The organism is Halomonas sp. A020 (assembly GCF_027943625.1).
GTDB classification, from domain to species: Bacteria; Pseudomonadota; Gammaproteobacteria; order Pseudomonadales; family Halomonadaceae; genus Vreelandella; species Vreelandella piezotolerans.
Genome location: NZ_AP022850.1, coordinates 909532 through 927453, shown reverse-complemented (window position 1 = coordinate 927453; position 17922 = coordinate 909532). Strand labels below are relative to the sequence as shown.

Genomic DNA, 17922 nt, shown 5'->3' with positions numbered 1-17922 from the left:
GTAGTGACCCTTAATCGCGTTGGGATACTGTGGGTATGCAATTACACAAAGACTGGTCGGTGTCTGCGATCACCGCAGGCTTCGTGGCCGTGCTGGTCTCGTACTCTGGACCGCTGGCCATCTTTTTTCAGGCCGCTCAGAGTGCTGACATCTCGAGCACGATGATGACCTCCTGGGTCTGGGCCATCTCCATGGGGGCCGCCATCTCGGGGATTTTGCTGAGCATGTGGTTGAAGGTGCCGGTGGTGACCGCGTGGTCGGCGCCGGGAACCGCCCTGTTGGTGACGCTTTTTCCAGAGCTGTCGCTCAACGAAGCGGTGGGCGCTTACCTGACGGCCGCCATCCTGTTATTCGTGATCGGCATCACCGGATCGTTCGATCGTATCATCCAGCTGATTCCTCCCGGCATTGCCAGTGCCATGATGGCCGGCATCTTGTTCCAATTCGGCGTCGGCATCTTCGAGTCGTTGCGCAATGTGCCGACGTTGGTGATTGGAATGATGATCGCTTATCTGGTTTTCAAACGTCTGACGCCGCGCTACAGCTTGATTTGCCTATTGTTGGTCGGTGTCGTGTTGGCGGTTCTCTTGGAGGGAGCCAGCCTCGAGGGTGTCGGCGTTCAGTTGGCGCAGCCGCAGTTCATCCAGCCCGATTGGACATGGAAGGCGACCTTGAGCTTGGCGATACCGCTGGTACTCGTCAGCCTGACGGGCCAGTTCCTACCGGGCATGGCGATATTGCGTACCTCGGGCTACACGACGCCTGCCAAGCCCATTGTCACGGTGGCCAGCGTAACGTCGCTGCTGACAGCCTTTTTTGGCGGCATCACGACGGTGATCGCGGCCATTACCGCCGCAATCTGCACCAGCAAAGAAGCGCATGAAGATCCGGACAAGCGCTACGTTGCCGGCGTGGCCAACGGTGTGTTCTATCTCGTGGGCGGTCTGTTTGCAGGCACCATCGTGGCGCTATTTACTTCGCTGCCGAATGCCTTCGTGGCGGTACTGGCGGGACTGGCGTTGATGGGGGCGATAAGCAGCAACATCAGCGCGTTCGCCGCCGAGAAGAGCCACTTGGAAGCCTCGGTGTTGACCTTCGTCGCCACGGCATCCGGGGTGAGCTTTTTGGGGCTCGGGTCGGCTTTCTGGGGCGTGGTCGTTGGCGGACTGGCGTACAACCTACTGCACCGGCGCTTTGCGCCACTGAACAATGACACGCAATAACAACAAAGGCGGCTGACACCGTCACTGGAGAGGAATGATGAAGACGATCGTCGTGGCTATTGATGACAGTGAAGGAGCGGTGACCTCCATCGAATTTGGTCGACGCCTCGCGTCGCAGCTGGGCGTAGAGATGAAGGCCGTCTCCGTGGTGCTCGAACAAGCAGACGTCAGTTCACGTTCGGCGCTGCTAAAAGCACGCCTCAAGGCGCAACGTGTCGACGATATGGCGCTGGAAGTGATTGCTCATCACAGCGTCAAGGACTACCTGGGAGCGCTGGCCAATCGGGAGGAGGTGGGGGTATGCATGATGGCTCATGGACGTCGCCCGGTGCCGGAAATGCTGATCGGAAGCGTGACGGCTGGCGTGGTTCGGCGTTCTCGACGGCCCGTTTTTTTATGCGGACCACGTTATAGTGGTCGCGCTCACCAGCACGTCGATGTATTGGCGGTATGTGTCGATGGGTCTGCACTCTCTGAAAAAATGCTGCCCCATGCGGCCGAACTAGCCAAACGATTAGGCGCGCGCTTACAGCTGCTACAAGTACTCGATACCCCAACGTTCAACAAACCGACATCGTTGGCCCCCGCCGATGTCTCGGAGTCGGCGTATTTATCGGGGTTGGCGCGCCGCGTTGGAAAAGACCAAGCACTGGAGGTTGACTGGGAGGTGCTTCATGGCGACCCAGCGGCGTCTATCGTGAGCTACCTAGCAGATAGTCACCATACCATGCTGGCGATGACGACCCATGGCCGCAGCGGCCTTTCTCAGGTAGTGGCAGGCAGCGTCAGTCACGAGGTCGTTCATGAAGCGCCGTGCCCGGTCGTCGTGCTCCGTCCCTAGTGCGATCGATGCGTGTGAGGCTACGGATACCGTCCCGAGCGTCGGTTATCGACTAGCACATCCAAAATGGCATTGGCCGTTTGCATGACGTGAGATGGCTTTTCACCACGGCGACGGCTACAGATAACGGGGGAAGTGATACTGCTATCCGCTAAATAGACATAGGTGATGCCATCTCGCTGCACACGCTTGACTTGTTCCGGTACGAGCGTGATGCCAATGCCAGAAGCGACGAGGCTGAGTGCCGTTTGCACCTCGTTCGCTTCTTGAAAGACCTGAACCTTCAAGCCTCGCCTACGAAAAATGCCAAGTACCATGTCGGCTAAGCTCGGGCGTGGTTTGGCGGGAAAGAGAATGAGGGGGTAGCGGGCAAGCTCTTCACAGCTGGGGGTCGTTCCTTCGAGCGGGTGGCCGCTGGGTAACGCCGCGATAATGGGCTCCTCGAAAAGAATGTCCTGCTCCACATCGGGGTCGTCGATTCTGATACGGCCAAACCCCATATCGATCCGCCCGGCTTTCAAAGCCTGAATTTGCTGCACCGTCGTCAGCTCCGCTAACGATAGCTCGACATTGTCCATTTGTCTTAAATCACGCACGAGCGTGGGCAACTGCCCATAGAAAACCGAAGGCACAAAGCCAATCCCAAATAGCTGACGTTTATGGCGCGCCATATGGCGAGTAGCCTCCACCGTAACATCGACTTTTTCTAATATTTGTATGGCGTGTTGTTGAAAGAAAATGCCTGATGGGGTGAGCTGTAGGCCTCGTGAACTGCGCTCGAACAGTTCCGTGCCTACCTCTTGCTCCAACTGCTTGATCTGACGAGAAAGCGGAGGTTGCGACATATGGAGCCGCTCTGCGGCAGACGTGAAGTTTAGCTCTTCGGCAACCACGCAGAAGTATCTAAGATGGCGTAGCTCCATTATACCTCCTGGGTATGGCTTTCTGTCCGAAAGATATTGGAGAAATGCCAATGGAAATGGCATTTTCTAGCTATAATTAATCTTTCTGGCAGAGCGCTCAAAATACCTAAAAAGTATAAGCTATCAGTTTTGCTGAAGGATATTTCTCATACTTTAGTCAATGTCGGAGATGTTATGTATACCAAGATTTTGGTGCCTATCGATGGTTCTGTACACTCACAGCATGCGCTGTCCGTGGCGTGCAAATTGTCAGAGCAAAACAGTACGAAGGTTTACGTGCTGCATATTCCTGAGGTGGTTGGTAACACTACCAAGCTGATCTGGGGTGTCGGCGTGCTTGCAAGTGATGCAACGTCCGAACACTTGGCGTCAGCGGGCGAGGCACTGCTTGAAGAAGCCGAAACGTTTGCTAAAGCGAAAGGCATCCGCAATATCGAGACAATGATCGAACAAGGCAGGCCTGTCGATATCATATTGGAAGTATCAAGGCGCGAAGGCGTCGACGTGATCGTGATGGGTAGTCGCGGACTCAGTGATTTAGGCGGTATGGTCGCGGGAAGCGTATCGCATAAGGTAGGGCACTTGGCACAATGTGGCGTTATTACAGTTAGTTGAGTTGTCCGTCTGGCGCCCAACGAACCCATGGGCCGATGTCAGGTATTCAGAGAACTTTTTTATTTACCTCAAAATATGACCCGCCTTGAGTACCACCATAGCGGACGCTGGGCTTCCATTAGCAGTCATCACTGATCCCCCTCACGCCAAGAGCGGTCGAACTCACGCGCCCAGCGCGCCATGAACGCTTGGCGGCGTTGGGGGTCGACGAAAGCCAGCACCGAGGCGTTGAGTGGAATGGGGTAGAGGCGGTCGCCGACTTGGTCGCGAAGGCGCTGCGCCGTATAGGGTCCTATGATGTCGGGGCGGACGCTGAACAGCGGGGTTTGTGCTGCGAGCACCCGCTGGCCATCACGGCTGAGCAGAAAGTTCATGAAGGCTTGGGCGGCGCGAGGGTTGGGCGCATCACGGTGGATGAAGCCGGTGCGCATTACCACCAAGGCGTAATCCTGGGGAACCTGAACGATCACTTCGGGATGCTCTTGGGCCCACACCATGGCGTAGGAACCCAGCAGGTTATAGCCCAGCCAGTAGCGTCCTTCCGATAGCCCTTCGAGCATCTTTCGGGTATTGGGAGCGAGGTGCGCATCGTTTGCGCCAAGCGCGGTGACCAGGTCCCAAAATCGCTCGGTATAGCGCGCATCTTGCTGAAAGAGCGTGTAGCCGATCCCGCTCTCGGACGGCGAATAGGTGGTGACCCTGCCTTGCAACGTATCGCGCTGGGTCTCCAGTAGGCGCTGTAAATCCGCATGGGTGTGCGGCGGCAGCATATGGCGCGCTAGATCGAGCCGGTAGGCCATGACGATCGGCTCGAAGGTAAACCCAAACACCTCATTACGCCATTTCGCCCATTCGGGCCACTCGTTGGCCAGCTCGGAGTCCAGCCGTTGGGCGTAGCCTTGATTGATGCGGTTCATCTGCCAAGGCATGGCGGAGCTGATCACCACATCGGGCGGCGGGTCGGCCGCCACGACTAAGCGGTCCACTTCCAAGGTGCTCCTGTCACGGTAGCTCAGCTCGATGCCCGGGTGGGCCTGCTCGAAAGTGGCCAGCAGCGGTGCGACCACCTGCCGATCCAAGGCGGCTTCGACCACGAGTGGCGTGACGGCCAGGCTGGGCAAGGACGCGAGCGAGCCCCCTATCAGTAACGCCACTACCCATACACGCTGCATCACGCTAGCTCCTCTAACGGTTGAACTGACGGTTGAAAGTGCACCTCGATGCGTAGCCCTTGGGGGAGGCGCTCTTTGATCTCGAGCGTGGCCGCGTGGCGCTGTGCAATGTTATCCACAATGGCAAGGCCCAATCCCGAGCCGTGAGTATCCTGGCGTCCGCCGCGCTCGAAGGGTTGCCGCAGTCGATGGCGAACCTCGGCGTCCACCCCAGGGCCATTGTCGTCGATGTACAGCACGATCCCCTCGTCGTTGGCGTAAAGGCCTAGCGTGATTTCGCTGCCCGGCGGCGTATAGCGCAGCGCGTTATCGATGAGATTACCCAGCAGTTCGCGCAGCGCCCAGGCTTGCCCCTGCACGACCATCGGCTCACTAGGCAGCTCTGCGAGCCCAAGATCATGCTGAGCCGCCATGTCGCGCTGGGCCCACTCGAGCACGCTGTCGCGGAGCAGCGCCCCCAGGTCGAGCGGCTGACTCTCTTCTGCCTCCTCCATGTGACGAAGTCGCGCCAGGCTGAGCAGCTGTCCGGCTAGACGGCTGGTACGCTGGGCACCCTCGTGGACATCGACAAGCGCCTGATACCACACGTCGGGAGCATGACTCTGCAGCGCCAGTTCGCTGGTGCTTTGTAGGCCGGCCAGCGGCGTTTTGAGCTGATGGCTGGCGTCGGCCGTAAAGCGGAGTAAATTGTCGCGACTCTTGCGCTGTCGGCTGAACAGAGTATCCAATGCCTCGACCATCTCGCGCAGCTCTTCCGGAACCTGCATATCGAGGGGGCGCATGTCGTCGGCCTGACGTTGGCGCAGACGATGGCGTAGCTGGCGCATCGGGGTTAGCGCCACGCGCATCGCCAGCAGCATCAAGAGAGCGGCCAGCAGCACCATGGCGACGAAGCGGAGGATCGCGCGCTCGAAGAGTTCATGGGTCAAGACGCGTCGACCTTCGGTCGTATGACCGACCCATATCTGTACCGGGTCCTGAATGTCCCAGCCAGCCGAGTCGTATTCACGCCCATGCAGCCGCCACCGCGTGCCAGCCTGGGTCGTGTCCCGCCAAATCGGGGCGTCCGCTGCCGCGGCCTGATCGGCCTCGGGAATGACGATGTCGAGGTTATACGAAATGCGTCGCCCATCGTGATCGAGCACGGTGTAGAAAACCCGCTCCTGATGGGCGGTGGCGAGAATCTGCAGCGCAGCGAGGGGAATGCTGACGACAGGGTCGCGGCCTTCCCACTGAATCGCATCGGCCACCGTCAGCGCGGCGGCGGCCAGCTGGCTATCGAAAGCGCGTTCGGCGGCACGCTGAGAGGCGCCATAGGCCTCCATCAAGAGCAGTGCCCCTAGCCCCGAGACCATGACCAGCAGCCAAATCGCCAAACGCGCCTTCAACGAACCTACGACCTGGGTCACGTCGGCGCTTCCTCGAGCCGATAGCCGAGGCCACGAAACGTGCGGATGTGCAAACCGCTGCCCTGAAGGCGCTTACGTAACCGGCTAACGTACACCTCCAGTGCATTAGAGCCGACATCACCAAAGCTGAACACGCGACTTTCCAGCATCTCCCGTGGGGCAATACTGCCAGCGTGCAGCAAGAGCCCTTCGAGCAGGCGTCGCTCGCGGCGGGGCAGGGCAAGCGTGACCCCGTCGAGTGTGGCCGTGCCCGCCATTGGGTCGAGGCACAGCGGTCCTAGCATCAGACGATTATCGCTGCGCTGCTGGCTGCGGCGCAGCAGTGCGCGTACGCGCGCTTCGAGCTCCGCCAATGAAAACGGCTTGGCCAGGTAGTCGTCGGCGCCTAGATCAAGCCCCTTGACGCGATCTTCGATGCCGTCTCTGGCCGTCAGGATCAGTACGGGGGTTTTATCGCCACGCTCACGTAACTCGCTCAGCAGCTCCAGCCCGTTGCCATCGGGCAGGCCCAAATCAAGCAGCAGGAGATCGAAGCGGTCATGGCGGAGCGCCGCACGTGCATCCTTTAGCCGTGAGAAGGCGTCGACGCTATTGCCCAGCGGGGATAACGCGTGATCCAGCGAGCGGGCGATCATCGGATCGTCTTCGACGATGATTAGACGCATATGACTAAAGTCTCAGGAGGTGATCAAGTAAATGACAGGTTGATGAAAGGTTGCCTGCCTAACATGGCGCTGGTCATTCCAGTATGAACGGGTTCGGGCTTTCCTGCTCCCGCGTACCATAAAACAATAGGAGTTCGTCATGAAGCTCAACGCTACGCTACGCCACGCCTCTCGTCTCGCCCTGATGAGTAGTGCTCTGCTGATGGGCCAGGCACACGCTCAAGCCATCCCCGACGCGACCGAGTGTATCGCACCTGCCAAACCGGGCGGTGGCTACGATTTGACGTGTCGCTTGGCGGCGAACGGCCTGCAAGAGACGGCCTTGATCAGTCGTCCCATGATGGTGAGCTACATGCCCGGCGGCATCGGGGCGGTGGCGTATAACCATGTCAACGGCGTGCGCACGGATGACCCCGGTCTTATCGTGGCGGCCAGCACCGGTGCGGCGGTGAACCTGGCGCTGGGCAAGTTTGGCGAGTACGACGCCGATGAAGTGCGCTGGCTAGGGGCCTTGGGCGTTGATTACGGCGCGATCGTCGTCAGCGCCGATGCGCCCTGGCAGAACCTTGGCGACCTCATGGCGGACCTGAAAGAGAACCCGAACGAGATTGCTTTCGGTGCCGGTGGCACCGTGGGTAGCCAGGACTGGATGAAGGCAGCGCTGATTGCGAAATCCGGCGATATGTCGCCTAGAGACCTGCGCTACGTGGCCTTCGAGGGCGGTGGTGAGGCGCTGGCCGCCTTGTTAGGTAACCATATTCAGGTGTTCACCGGTGATCTGTCCGAACTGAGGTCACAGCTCGAGGGCGGCACCATCCGCGTGTTGGCGGCGCTCTCCGAAGAGCGTATGGAGGGGCCCTATGCAGAGATTCCGACCGCTGCCGAACAGGGCTATGACGTGGAGTGGCCCATCTGGCGGGGGTACTACATGGGGCCAGAGGTCAGTGATGAAGCGTACCAGGCGTGGGTGGAGCGCATGCAGCAACTGGCGGAAGACCCGGTCTTCGCCGAGCTGCGTGAGGCGCGAGGTTTGTTCCCCATGGCGCGGTTCGGTGACGACTTCGATCGCTACGTCCAAGAGCAGGTCGCGGAGTTCCAAGGTTTAGCTGCAGAAGTAGGTCTGACCCAATGAGAATCGCCGCCGACCGAATGCTGGGTATTGCGCTCATCGGTCTGGCGGCGTTCATCGCCGTCCAGGCCATGCAGCTAAAAACCACCTTTAGCTACGAACCCGTGGGTCCCAAGGCCTTTCCGATCGTGCTCGCCATCGTGTTGGCACTGCTCGCACTGGTCATGGTCTTTAGGCCGGGGCCGGATGGGGAATGGCCCCATAAAACGTTGGCCCTTCGGCTACTCCTGGTACTGGCGCTGCTGTTGGCCTATGCCGTGCTGTTCACGCAACTGGGATTCATCGTCTCATCGCTACTGGCGGTCACGGCGCTGGCAAGGCTATTCGGCGCCTCTTGGGTGAAAGCCCTGATGACCGGCGTCCTCATGCCGGTGGTCGGTTATTTTCTGTTCACTACGGCCCTCGGGATCAGCCTGCCCACCGGCTACTGGTTCGCCTCCTTTCTTTAACGGGTTGCTACGATGTTCGATTTCCTTATCGAGGGGTTTGGCGTTGCGCTAACCCCACTCAATCTAGGCTTGGCGTTGCTGGGTGCCCTGCTGGGCACGCTGTTTGGCGCCTTGCCAGGCATTGGCCCCATCAACGGCATTGCGATTCTCATGCCGCTGGCCTACACGCTAGGGTTACCCGCCGAGTCTTCATTGATCTTGCTGGCCGCGGTCTACACCGGCGCTGAATATGGCGGCCGCATGTCGAGTATTTTGCTCAACGTCCCGGGTGACGCCGGTGCGGTGATGACTACCTTGGATGGCTATCCGCTGGCGCAGCGAGGGCTGGCAGGGCCAGCGTTGGGGTTGTCCGCCGTGAGCTCCTTCATTGGCGCGACCATTGCCATTCTAGGGTTGACGCTCTTTGCGCCGCTGCTGGCTAAGGTGGCCGTACTGTTCGGCCCGGCAGAGTTTTTTGCCCTCATGGTCTTCGCGTTTTCGTCCATGTCGGTGATGATGGGCAAAGACCCCATCAAAACGGCGATTGGCGCCGTCCTCGGCATTCTGATTGGCACCGTCGGCATCGACTCAGGCAGCGGTGTTTTGCGTTACACCTTCGGTATGCCCGAGCTTTACGACGGGATCGATTTCGTCGTGATGATCATCGGCTTATTCGCCATTAGTGAAATTCTGCTGATGCTGGAGCACTCGCAGCGCAAGGGCGACGACGGCGAGCTGCCGGTGCTGGGGCGCGTTTTCGTCCGTCTCAAAGAGGTGCTGTGGTGTAAAGGAGCCATCATCCGCTCGGGATTGATCGGCTTCATCATCGGCGTACTGCCGGGCACCGGCGCGTCGGTGGCAGGGGCCGTCTCCTACACCACGGAAAAGCGCCTCTCCGATAAAGATAACACCTTCGGCACCGGCGACATGCGCGGGCTGGCAGCGCCGGAATCGGCCAACAATGCCGCGGCGGTAGGTTCGTTCGTGCCCATGCTGACCTTGGGCATCCCTGGCTCGGGTACGACGGCGGTCCTGCTCGGTGCGCTGATGCTCTACAACATCACGCCGGGCCCGATGATGTTTACCGAACGTCCTGAAGTGGCCGGAGGGCTGATCGCGTCTCTGTACATTGGCAACATCGTCTTGCTGATGCTCAACCTGCCGCTGGCCGGTGTCTTCGCTCGGGTGCTGACCATTCCGCGTTGGGTGCTCGTGCCCGCCATTGCCATTTTGGCGTTCGTTGGGGTGTATCAGCTTCACTCCGATCTCTTCGCCATCTATTTGATGCTGCTGATCGGCGTGTTTGGCTATCTGCTGCGTAAGCTGGGTTTCTCGTTGGCCCCCGTCATCCTGGGCTACGTGCTGGGCGGACTGATGGAGCAGAACCTGCGCCGTGCCCTCTCCATTAGCGGTGGCGACGTCGGAATCCTATGGCAATCGGGCATTTCCTTAGGGCTCTGGGTGGCCGCGGTGCTGCTACTGGTGCTGCCCTGGTGGATACCCAAACTGCTGGCCGCGCGTCAACCCAGCACCCGCTAACGCAGTGCTCGTTTGACAGCCTTTCTCGCCCTGGGCCGTGTCGCGGTGCCAGGGCGATCGTTATTGCACATGCATAGATTGGCTCGGCCAGCATGCTACGTGACGTGCCTAACCGTTTTTATTCCCCATGGCCTTCATCGAATTGACCGTTCGCGCGTAACCGCTAGGATGTTCGTCAATCGTTAGCACGCTTTGAGTGCACCACGCTCTGGATGAAGCCTCCATGACCCTACTCGACAAACGTGCCTTCTATCTCTTGGAGGTCAGCAGCTGCGGCGGTATTCGCGCGGCGGCGGAGCATTTGCATACCAACCCGTCGGTGGTGAGCCGGCAGATCCGCTCGTTGGAGCAGGCGCTGGGCATGGCACTGCTGGAGCGTCAGGGGCGGCATGTCATGCTCACGGAGGCGGGTCAGCTGGTGGTGGATGGCTTTTTGGCCCAGCGGCGGCTGAACTCTGAGCTGGGCGATACGCTGTCGCGGCTACGTAACTTGCAGGCCGGGAAAGTGGTGGTGTCGGTGGGCGATGGCTTTGTGGATAGCTTTATCAATCACGTAATGAAGCGGGTCTCTGAGCACTACCCAGATGTGCTCATCGAGATCAAAACCGGCATTTACTACCCTCGCGAACCCCATGAGATGGTGGCCAACGACGAGGTCGACATTGCCATCACCTATGGGCCGATCTCCGACCCGCGCTTGGTGGTGCACTCGTTTGAAAGGGGGCCGCTGTGTGCGCTCGTGGCACCTTCCCATGCGTTGGCCAACCATGAGCGGGTGAGCGTGGCGGAACTGCTGCAGCATAAGCTGATCTTTCTGCCCGACGTGTCGGGCTCGCAGCAGTTCGTGAATGCGCTATTGGGCGCGGCGGGGCAGCCTGCCACCCCCGCATACCGCTGTAATTTGCACTCCGTCTCGCGGCGTATGGCGAGCGCGGGCATTGGCGTGTCGTTCATGACGGCGGCCGCTGCACGCAGCGAGATCGAGGCGGGGCTGTTGAAGGCGATCCCGATCGATCACCCCATGGCGGCCAGCAGCCAGGGCAACTTGGTCAAGCGTGTCGGCAGAAGGCTCTCGCCCGCTGCCGACTATTTGTGGAAGCTGATGATGGCGATGCAGTAGCGTTAGCTCGCCATCATGTAAACACCCGGGCCAATCGGCCATCCCATCATCAGCCAGAACATCAGGAACGCCGACCACGCTAGCAAGAAGCCCATGGCAAGGGGCAGCATGGTGGCAATCAGCGTGCCCAGTCCCATGTCCGGTTTGTAGCGCTGCATGTACACCAGCGCCACGGAGAAGTAGGGGCTCATGGGCGAAATGATGTTGGTGCTGGAATCGCCAATCCGGAACATCGCCAGTACGAAGGCGGGGTCGAAGTCGATCATCATCAGCATGGGTACGAATACCGGGGCCATGAGAGCCCACTGCGCCGAGCCGCTGGTCATGAAGACGTTCAGCACCGCGCTCATGGCAATGAACGCGCCAACGAGGGGAAGCCCGGTAAAGCCCGTGCTTTGCAGCACGTTCGAACCTTCGATGGCAATGAACTGGCCAAGCTCCGACCAGCGGAAGTAGGCAATGAACTGCGAAATCGCGAAGAACAGCACCAGAGTAGGGGCGAGGTCGCTGGCCGATTCCGCCATGCGCTGGGGCACGTCACGGCTGCGAGTAATCTTGCCGGTGGTGATGCCGTACACCAATCCAATGGTGACGAAGTAGATAAACATCAGCGGCACGAGCGAGCGCAGAAACGGCGAAGGAATCAAACCGCCGTCTTCGTTGCGCAGCGGCGAGGCTTCGGGTAGCACCACCATCAGCACTAGGGCAATGTAGGCCAGCGTTGCCAGTCCCACGCGCTTGAGGCCGCGCTTCTCGGCTTCCGTCAACGTCGGCGTGACCACCTCGGTTTTGAAATCTTTACCCATGGGGAGCGTGCGCTGTAGTCGTGGCTCCACCACTTTATCGACCAGCAGGGTGCCGACGGCTGCTAGCACGAAGACCGAGCAGGCCACGAAGTAGTAGTTATCCACGGGCGAAATGTAGGCATCTGGATCCACCAGCCGAGCAGCATCGGTCGTGATACCCGCAAACAGCGCATCGCCCACGGTAATGAACAGGCTGGCATCGAATCCAGCCCCGGCGGCGGCGTACGCGGCGGCGGCCCCGGCCACCGGGTGCCTGCCTACCGAGTAGTAGACCATCGCGGCCAGCGGAATCAGGATGAGGTAGTTGGCATCGGAGGCGATGCTGCCGCAAATACCCGCCATAAATACGCAGAACGTCAGCAGCGAAGGCGGTGCTTTGGCGACGCTCACCTGCATCAGCGTCGACATCAGGCCGACTTTATCGGCCAGCCCAATGCCGAACATGACCACCAGAATCAGACCAAGCGGCGGGAAGTTGACGAAGTTGCTGACCACGCTGGTCAGCATGAACTCCACACCATCCGCCGAGAGCAGGCTGCGAACGGTCACTTCAGCCTCGGTTTGTGGGTTGATCGCCGAGACGCCTAGCGCCGCTAAAATGGCGGAAATGACCACCACCAGCGCGGCCAAGATCGCGAATAGGATAAACGGGTGCGGCAGCTTGTTGCCTACCCGTTCGATGGATGCGAGAACACCTTGCATGACAGTTTCCTTATTTTAAGCCTTGTTGTTGAACGTTGTTAGGCCACGTGCGTGGCGGCGAGCGCTGTTAGTCGCGCTTGAGCAGTGAGGTGGCGAGCGCCACGAACATGCCGCCTGCAACGGGCAGAATGGCATCGTTGAAGTCGTAGCGTTCGTTGTGCAGATAGGCGCTGTCGCCGTTCCCCACAAAGAAGAAACACCCCGGTACTTCTTGCAGGTAGAACGCAAAATCCTCGGCGCCCATGGTGGGCATGTAGTCCAACTGCTGAATATCGGCGCTGACGCCGTGCTCGGCGGCAATCGCCAATACGCGTTCCGACCAAGCGGTATCGTTCACGAGAGGAGGAATTTGGTGCCGATGTTCTAGCTGGAAATGCGCGCCGTGGGCGGAACACACCCCGTTAACGACCTGTTCCAGCTTGCCGACCAATGCAGCGCGGGAGCTTTCCCGGTCGCTGCGGATGTTGACCAGCAGCTCTGCTTGGCCTGGAATCACGTTGGCGGCGCCGCCAGCATGAAACGCCGCGACGGTAATCACGCCTGCTTCCAACGGTGATTTATGGCGGCCCACCAGCCCTTGCAGCTGCTGAACGAGAGACGCGCCCACATAGATCGGGTCGACCGCTAAATGCGGCATGGCCGCGTGGCCAGAGACGCCTTCGATGGTGATTTTGAAGGTGTCGTTACCGCCCATAGCGGGGCCGGGTTTGACGAACAGCTGCCCTTCGGGAAAGCCAGGGCGGTTGTGGTAGCCAAAAATCGCGTCTACTTGCGGGTTTTGGAGCACGCCCGCTTTGACCATCTTATCGGCACCGTTGCCGCCTTCTTCTCCTGGCTGGAACAGCAGTTTGATGTAGCCACAAAGCTGATCGCGCTGGGCGATGATCGCTTCAGCGGCGAGCAGCAGCGTCGCAGTGTGGCCATCGTGGCCGCAGGCGTGCATCAGCCCTTCCCGTTGGGAGCGGTGCGCAAAGCCGTTGGCTTCTTTGATCGGTAGCGCATCCATATCGGCCCGAAAGGCAATCACAGGACCTTTACGGCCGGTGTCCAACTCGGCCAGTACGCCGGTGGTGGCAATGCCCTCGGTGACCTTATAGCCCATTGACGTCAGCCGTTCGGCCACCCGTTTGGCCGTGTCGGTTTCCTCGAATTTGAGCTCTGGATGCTGGTGAAGCTGATGGCGCACGGCCACCGCGTCGTCAATTTGTGGCTGGGTGAAAAAGGGGGATGAATGCATGTCCTGTCCTTGCCGTTGTCTGTGTCGTTGTGGGCATAGGTAACGCTAAGCGACTTGGCGGGCAGGAACGAGTGCCAATAGAGATGTGTTTGTTGCTTTCAAAGCAACGATGTTCGCAGGGGAGGCGCTGATGAATGTCGGAGATGGGAATTCGAACAAAACGTAGTATTGGGTGTGATTAAGCGAGCTAAGCATGGTTTTATTCAATGAAGGAAGGCATGCATTGCTCATCACGCGTGTTGCCTGCACGATGCCCATGGACGTTACCTTTAGGCGAAGCGCGGCGGCGGAGTGCAGTGTATGAAAACCTTATCGAACATGGGCTTTGCTCTCTTTGGTGCTGCGCTGGTGGCGATCAGTTACGGGCTGGCACGTTTCGCCTTTGGTCTCTTTGTGCCCTCCATCAGTACGGAGCTGTCGATCACGCCCGCGATGATCGGCGTCATTGGGGCGTTGCCCTTTTTGAGCTTTGTGCTGGCCACGCTGATGGCGCCCATGGCGGCCGACTGGTTAGGCGCTCGATATCTAGCCATGCTCTCCGGAACGCTGGGCGTGGCTGGCCTAGCGGTGATTAGTCAGGCCGGTAGTGCCTCGCTGCTCGGCGTAGGGGTATTTATCTGCGGGGTGTGCACGGGCTTGATGATGCCTGCGCTAACGGCAGCCATGCAGGCCTTGGTGAGTCGTACCATGCATGGGCGCGTCAGTTCGATCATGAATGCGGGGACGAGTATCGGTATCATCGTGGCGGTGCCGACCGTCGTATTTCTTTCGGATGCATGGCGCGTGACGTATGCCGCCTTTGCCGTTCTTGCAGGCCTGGGCGTGTTAGCGGCTTGGCTCTTCATTCCTTCGGTCTCTCGTGTGGTGCCCGCCGACGCTGCACCACCGGAGCCTCTCTCGCGCCAGCAGTGGTCTCGCCTGGTACGCCTGGCACTCTTTGCATTTGCCATGGGCTTCGTGGCAGCGCCGTACTGGCTGTTTGCACCAGATCTTCTGGTGTCGTTGGGCGGCTTATCGGGGCACTTGACCGGCTGGCTATGGTTTGCCGCAGGCGTGGCAGGTTTGGGAGGCGCCGTGGTGAGCGATCTAGCCGATCGCAATAACCCACCGATTACCCAAGCGCTGATGCTGATGATGCTCTCAGCGAGCTTGGTGCTGCTGGCCGCTAGCCCCAATCAGCTGGGCTTGGCCATGTTCTCTGCGCTGATATTCGGCGGGGCCTATATGAGTCTGACAGGGCTTTACCTGATGACCGGTATTCGTCTCTTGCCAGGTCGGCTTTCCCTAGGGCCTGTTTTGCCGTTCATGGCGTGTGCGTTAGGCCAAGCCATTGGATCACCCGTGATAGGGGCTTTGGTCGACCAACTAGGCTACGCGAATGCGTTTTCGCTCTTTTGCGTGGCGGGCGTGTTCATTGCGCTTTTGTCGCCTCTTTATCCTGGCCATATCGATTACTTGACCGAAGAGACGCCCGCGCTACTAGACAGCGAGGAGGACACGGGGCTTCAAGCCGCTTACGATCAGCAGCTGCTCGATGAAAATGGCGAGCCTTACGAGGAGAGCGTGACCACCGAGCCCGGTGATACCAGCGCTCAAACGAACCTCGCCAATACGTAGCCACTGAGCGCGATGTGTGCCAGGCCAATGGCCACCGATAGCCCGTGAAGTCGCTTGAAGCGTGCATGCTGGCCTGAGTCAGTGGCGCGATTGATGGCAGGCATGAGCGCTTGCCGTGTAGGTATCACCGACAGCGCAATGGTCGCCATGAGAATCGACGACACATAGTCGATACGCCACATCAGTAGGGCCGTTAACATGGAGACGACGAGCACGAACAGATAAAAAGGAGGAAAAGCGCGTCGAAGTGTGGCCCTGGCGGTGTCGTTCGGCAAAACGGACAGCAAAAAGGCCGCCAAGCCAAAGGAGAACAGGCTCATTCCGCCAAATAAAATAGCCGTTAGCCAAAGCGATACGAGGTTCAGCATGGCTCTTTCCTCCTGTATTTAGTACACCACTGTTGCTTGATTATCTTTTCGTATAATTAATGTACAGCATGGCGGGCGCGTACGCTATCCAGACAACGCTAACGGCTGCCGATCACAGAGACCTTGACCGCTTATGTCTTCACCCGCCAATCGACGCACGCTTCTTCGGCTGCTGCACTTTTTGCGCCCTTACCGGCTGCGCGTAGCGCTGGCGGGGTGTGCGCTACTCATTGCGTCGGGCAGCGTGCTGCTGCTGGGGCATGGGCTGAAACGCGTCATCGACCAAGGCTTTTTGGCGGCCGATGCTCAGGCGCTTGCCACGACGCTAGGGCTAATGCTCGGTGTCGTGGCACTGCTGGCGGCCGCCTCGGCGCTACGCTATTACCAAGTGACCTGGATCGGTGAGCGCCTAGCGGCAGATCTGCGCCAGCACGTGTTCGAGCATCTACTGACGTTGGAACCCAGCTTTTTCGAAAGCGCTCACGACGGGCGTGCCGCCGGTGACATTGCCTCGCGGCTCACGGCGGATACGAGCGTGCTGCAGAGCCTGTTTGGCTCGTCGATTTCCTTGGCGCTACGCAATGGCGTCATGCTGATCGGTGCGGTCGTGCTGATGCTGCTGACTCAGCCCTGGCTCTCGGCGCTGGTGCTGGTAGGTATTCCTGTGACGCTACTGCCCATCGTCTGGTACGGCCGGCGGGTGCGGCAGCTATCGCGTACTAGCCAAAACCACGTGGCGGAATTGGGGCGCTACGCCGACGAGGTGCTCAGCGGCCTGCAAACCGTACAAGCCTTCACCCACGAAACGTCGGAACGACGCTACTACGGCCAGCGCGTCGAGCGAGCTTTTGCTAGCGCTGTGGCGCGTACCCGCCAGCGGGCGTGGTTAACCGGGGTCGCCATGCTGGTGGTGTTCAGCGCTGTAGGCGTGATGCTGTGGCAAGGCGGTCTTGCGGTGCTGGAAGGGCGCATGAGCGCGGGAGAGCTGTCCGCGTTTATCTTTTATGCCGTGCTGGCTGCGGGGGCCGTCGCGACATTGGCGGAGGTGGCGGGGGATGTGCAGCGGGCGGCTGGAGCGGCCGAGCGCTTGCTGGAGTTACTCGATACGCCCCCCACCATCAGGTCGCCGACGCAGCCAGTAACGTTAGCTCAGCCACTGCAAGGGGCGCTAACGCTAGTGCAGGTTCGCTTCACGTACCCAGGCCGCGAGCTGCCTGCCTTGGACGCGATCGATCTGCATATTCATCCCGGCGAGCGGGTCGCGGTGGTGGGGCCTTCCGGAGCGGGAAAAAGCACGCTGCTGGCGCTGCTGCTGCGTTTTTACGATCCGGACCAAGGACAGGTCATGTTAGACGGCGTCGATATTCGCACCCTGGCGCTTGGTGAGCTGCGCGGCGCGTTGGGGCTGGTGGCCCAGTCACCGGTGCTGTTCAGTGGCACGGTGGCGGATAACCTGCGCTACGGCTGCCCAGAAGCCACCGAGCCACAGCTTCGGCAAGCCGCGCAGGATGCCAACGCGTTAGCGTTCATCGAGGCGCTGCCGCAAGGATTCGATACGCCGCTGGGGCCGGGTGGGGTGCAGCTCTCGGGCGGACAGCGCCAACGGCTGGCCATTGCCCGTGCATTGTTGAAAGATCCCGCGATACTGCTGCTGGACGAAGCCACCAGCGCGCTGGACGCCGAAAGCGAACGGCTAGTGCAGAAAGCCCTCGACCGTTTGATGCAGGGGCGAACCAGCATCGTGATTGCCCACCGTTTGGCCACGGTGGTGCATGCGGATCGACTCCTCGTGTTTCAAGAAGGACGGCTGGTGGCATCAGGCACGCATGCGACGCTGATGGAGCACAGCGACCTTTATCGCCATTTGGCAGCGCTGCAGTTTAGTCAACTGAATTAAATAGTCACGGGTAGTGTGTATGCAATGCTTGGCTGTGCGTTTAGGTGACTAGGCGCGTAATGTTGACATATTGTTTTTCTGGTTATTCGGTCTTTTTTTCGTGTGGCTAAAATGCACGGATAGAATAGTAAGTTAACCTTATAGTTAAAATCCTCAAAATAACCAAAATCAACATAGCAAAACAAAGATGCAGAAGCGCTTCTAGATGTTATGGGAGTGGGTGGATATTTT

The 17922-nt window shown here is 59.5% G+C and carries 16 protein-coding genes; 9 read left to right on the top strand and 7 right to left on the bottom strand.

All coding sequences use genetic code 11. From position 1 onward, the window contains the following. Window positions 1-35: 35 nt before the first annotated feature. Both FRH_RS04250 and FRH_RS04245 read left to right on the top strand, forming a co-directional pair. Window positions 36-1223, top strand: a complete 1188-nt coding sequence (locus tag FRH_RS04250; RefSeq protein WP_139525919.1) for a benzoate/H(+) symporter BenE family transporter — start codon at window positions 36-38, stop codon at window positions 1221-1223. 34 nt (window positions 1224-1257) lie between these two features. Continuing rightward, window positions 1258-2064 (top strand): universal stress protein, encoded by an 807-nt coding sequence (locus FRH_RS04245; RefSeq protein ID WP_139525918.1) that lies wholly within the window; start codon window positions 1258-1260, stop codon window positions 2062-2064. 20 nt (window positions 2065-2084) lie between these two features. Here the strand turns inward: FRH_RS04245 and FRH_RS04240 are convergent, their stop codons facing one another. After that, window positions 2085-2987, bottom strand: a complete 903-nt coding sequence (locus FRH_RS04240) for a LysR family transcriptional regulator (protein ID WP_096921917.1) — start codon at window positions 2985-2987, stop codon at window positions 2085-2087. 174 nt (window positions 2988-3161) lie between these two features. Between FRH_RS04240 and FRH_RS04235 the strand changes: the two genes are divergently transcribed. After that, entirely contained in the window at window positions 3162-3602 is a 441-nt protein-coding gene (locus FRH_RS04235; protein WP_139525917.1) for a universal stress protein, read from the top strand. Between the two features lie 128 nt (window positions 3603-3730). Here the strand turns inward: FRH_RS04235 and FRH_RS04230 are convergent, their stop codons facing one another. From FRH_RS04230 to FRH_RS04220, 3 genes are read right to left on the bottom strand one after another with little or no spacing between them, the layout of a single operon-like run. After that, window positions 3731-4774, bottom strand: coding sequence for an ABC transporter substrate-binding protein (locus FRH_RS04230; RefSeq protein ID WP_281997860.1), 1044 nt, complete (start codon window positions 4772-4774; stop codon window positions 3731-3733). After that, window positions 4774-6183 (bottom strand): sensor histidine kinase, encoded by a 1410-nt coding sequence (locus FRH_RS04225; protein ID WP_281997859.1) that lies wholly within the window; start codon window positions 6181-6183, stop codon window positions 4774-4776. Before FRH_RS04225 ends, FRH_RS04230 begins: the two co-directional genes overlap by 1 nt. Then, on the bottom strand, window positions 6180-6848 hold the full coding sequence (locus FRH_RS04220; protein WP_139525914.1) for a response regulator: 669 nt from the start codon (window positions 6846-6848) through the stop codon (window positions 6180-6182). The genes FRH_RS04225 and FRH_RS04220 overlap by 4 nt, the downstream gene beginning before the upstream one ends. Before the next feature lie 139 nt (window positions 6849-6987). Between FRH_RS04220 and FRH_RS04215 the strand changes: the two genes are divergently transcribed. The 4 genes from FRH_RS04215 (at window position 6988) to FRH_RS04200 (ending at window position 11064) form a co-directional block, all read left to right on the top strand. After that, complete coding sequence (locus FRH_RS04215) at window positions 6988-7980, top strand: tripartite tricarboxylate transporter substrate binding protein (RefSeq protein ID WP_044630600.1); 993 nt, start codon at window positions 6988-6990, stop codon at window positions 7978-7980. Continuing rightward, window positions 7977-8426, top strand: a complete 450-nt coding sequence (locus FRH_RS04210) for a tripartite tricarboxylate transporter TctB family protein (protein ID WP_281997858.1) — start codon at window positions 7977-7979, stop codon at window positions 8424-8426. Before FRH_RS04215 ends, FRH_RS04210 begins: the two co-directional genes overlap by 4 nt. A 12-nt stretch (window positions 8427-8438) precedes the next feature. After that, window positions 8439-9944, top strand: a complete 1506-nt coding sequence (locus FRH_RS04205; protein WP_239296874.1) for a tripartite tricarboxylate transporter permease — start codon at window positions 8439-8441, stop codon at window positions 9942-9944. Window positions 9945-10167: 223 nt separating this feature from the next. Further along, entirely contained in the window at window positions 10168-11064 is an 897-nt protein-coding gene (locus FRH_RS04200) for a LysR family transcriptional regulator (protein WP_139525910.1), read from the top strand. Window positions 11065-11066: 2 nt separating this feature from the next. On the opposite strand, the gene FRH_RS04195 is transcribed toward FRH_RS04200, so the two are convergent. Beyond that, a complete protein-coding gene (locus FRH_RS04195; RefSeq protein WP_281997857.1) occupies window positions 11067-12572 on the bottom strand; it encodes an AbgT family transporter in 1506 nt (501 codons plus the stop codon). Between the two features lie 67 nt (window positions 12573-12639). Beyond that, a complete protein-coding gene (locus FRH_RS04190; protein WP_281997856.1) occupies window positions 12640-13809 on the bottom strand; it encodes an amidohydrolase in 1170 nt (389 codons plus the stop codon). Between the two features lie 300 nt (window positions 13810-14109). Here FRH_RS04190 and FRH_RS04185 point away from each other — a divergent pair, with 300 nt between their 5' ends. Then, window positions 14110-15426: an MFS transporter gene (locus tag FRH_RS04185; RefSeq protein WP_153842927.1), complete on the top strand. Its 1317-nt coding sequence runs from the start codon at window positions 14110-14112 to the stop codon at window positions 15424-15426. Here the strand turns inward: FRH_RS04185 and FRH_RS04180 are convergent. Next, on the bottom strand, window positions 15402-15794 hold the full coding sequence (locus tag FRH_RS04180; RefSeq protein WP_153842928.1) for a DUF4149 domain-containing protein: 393 nt from the start codon (window positions 15792-15794) through the stop codon (window positions 15402-15404). The genes FRH_RS04185 and FRH_RS04180 overlap by 25 nt on opposite strands. Window positions 15795-15927: 133 nt before the next feature. Here FRH_RS04180 and FRH_RS04175 point away from each other — a divergent pair, with 133 nt between their 5' ends. After that, entirely contained in the window at window positions 15928-17691 is a 1764-nt protein-coding gene (locus FRH_RS04175) for an ABC transporter transmembrane domain-containing protein (protein WP_281997855.1), read from the top strand. Window positions 17692-17922 lie beyond the last annotated feature (231 nt).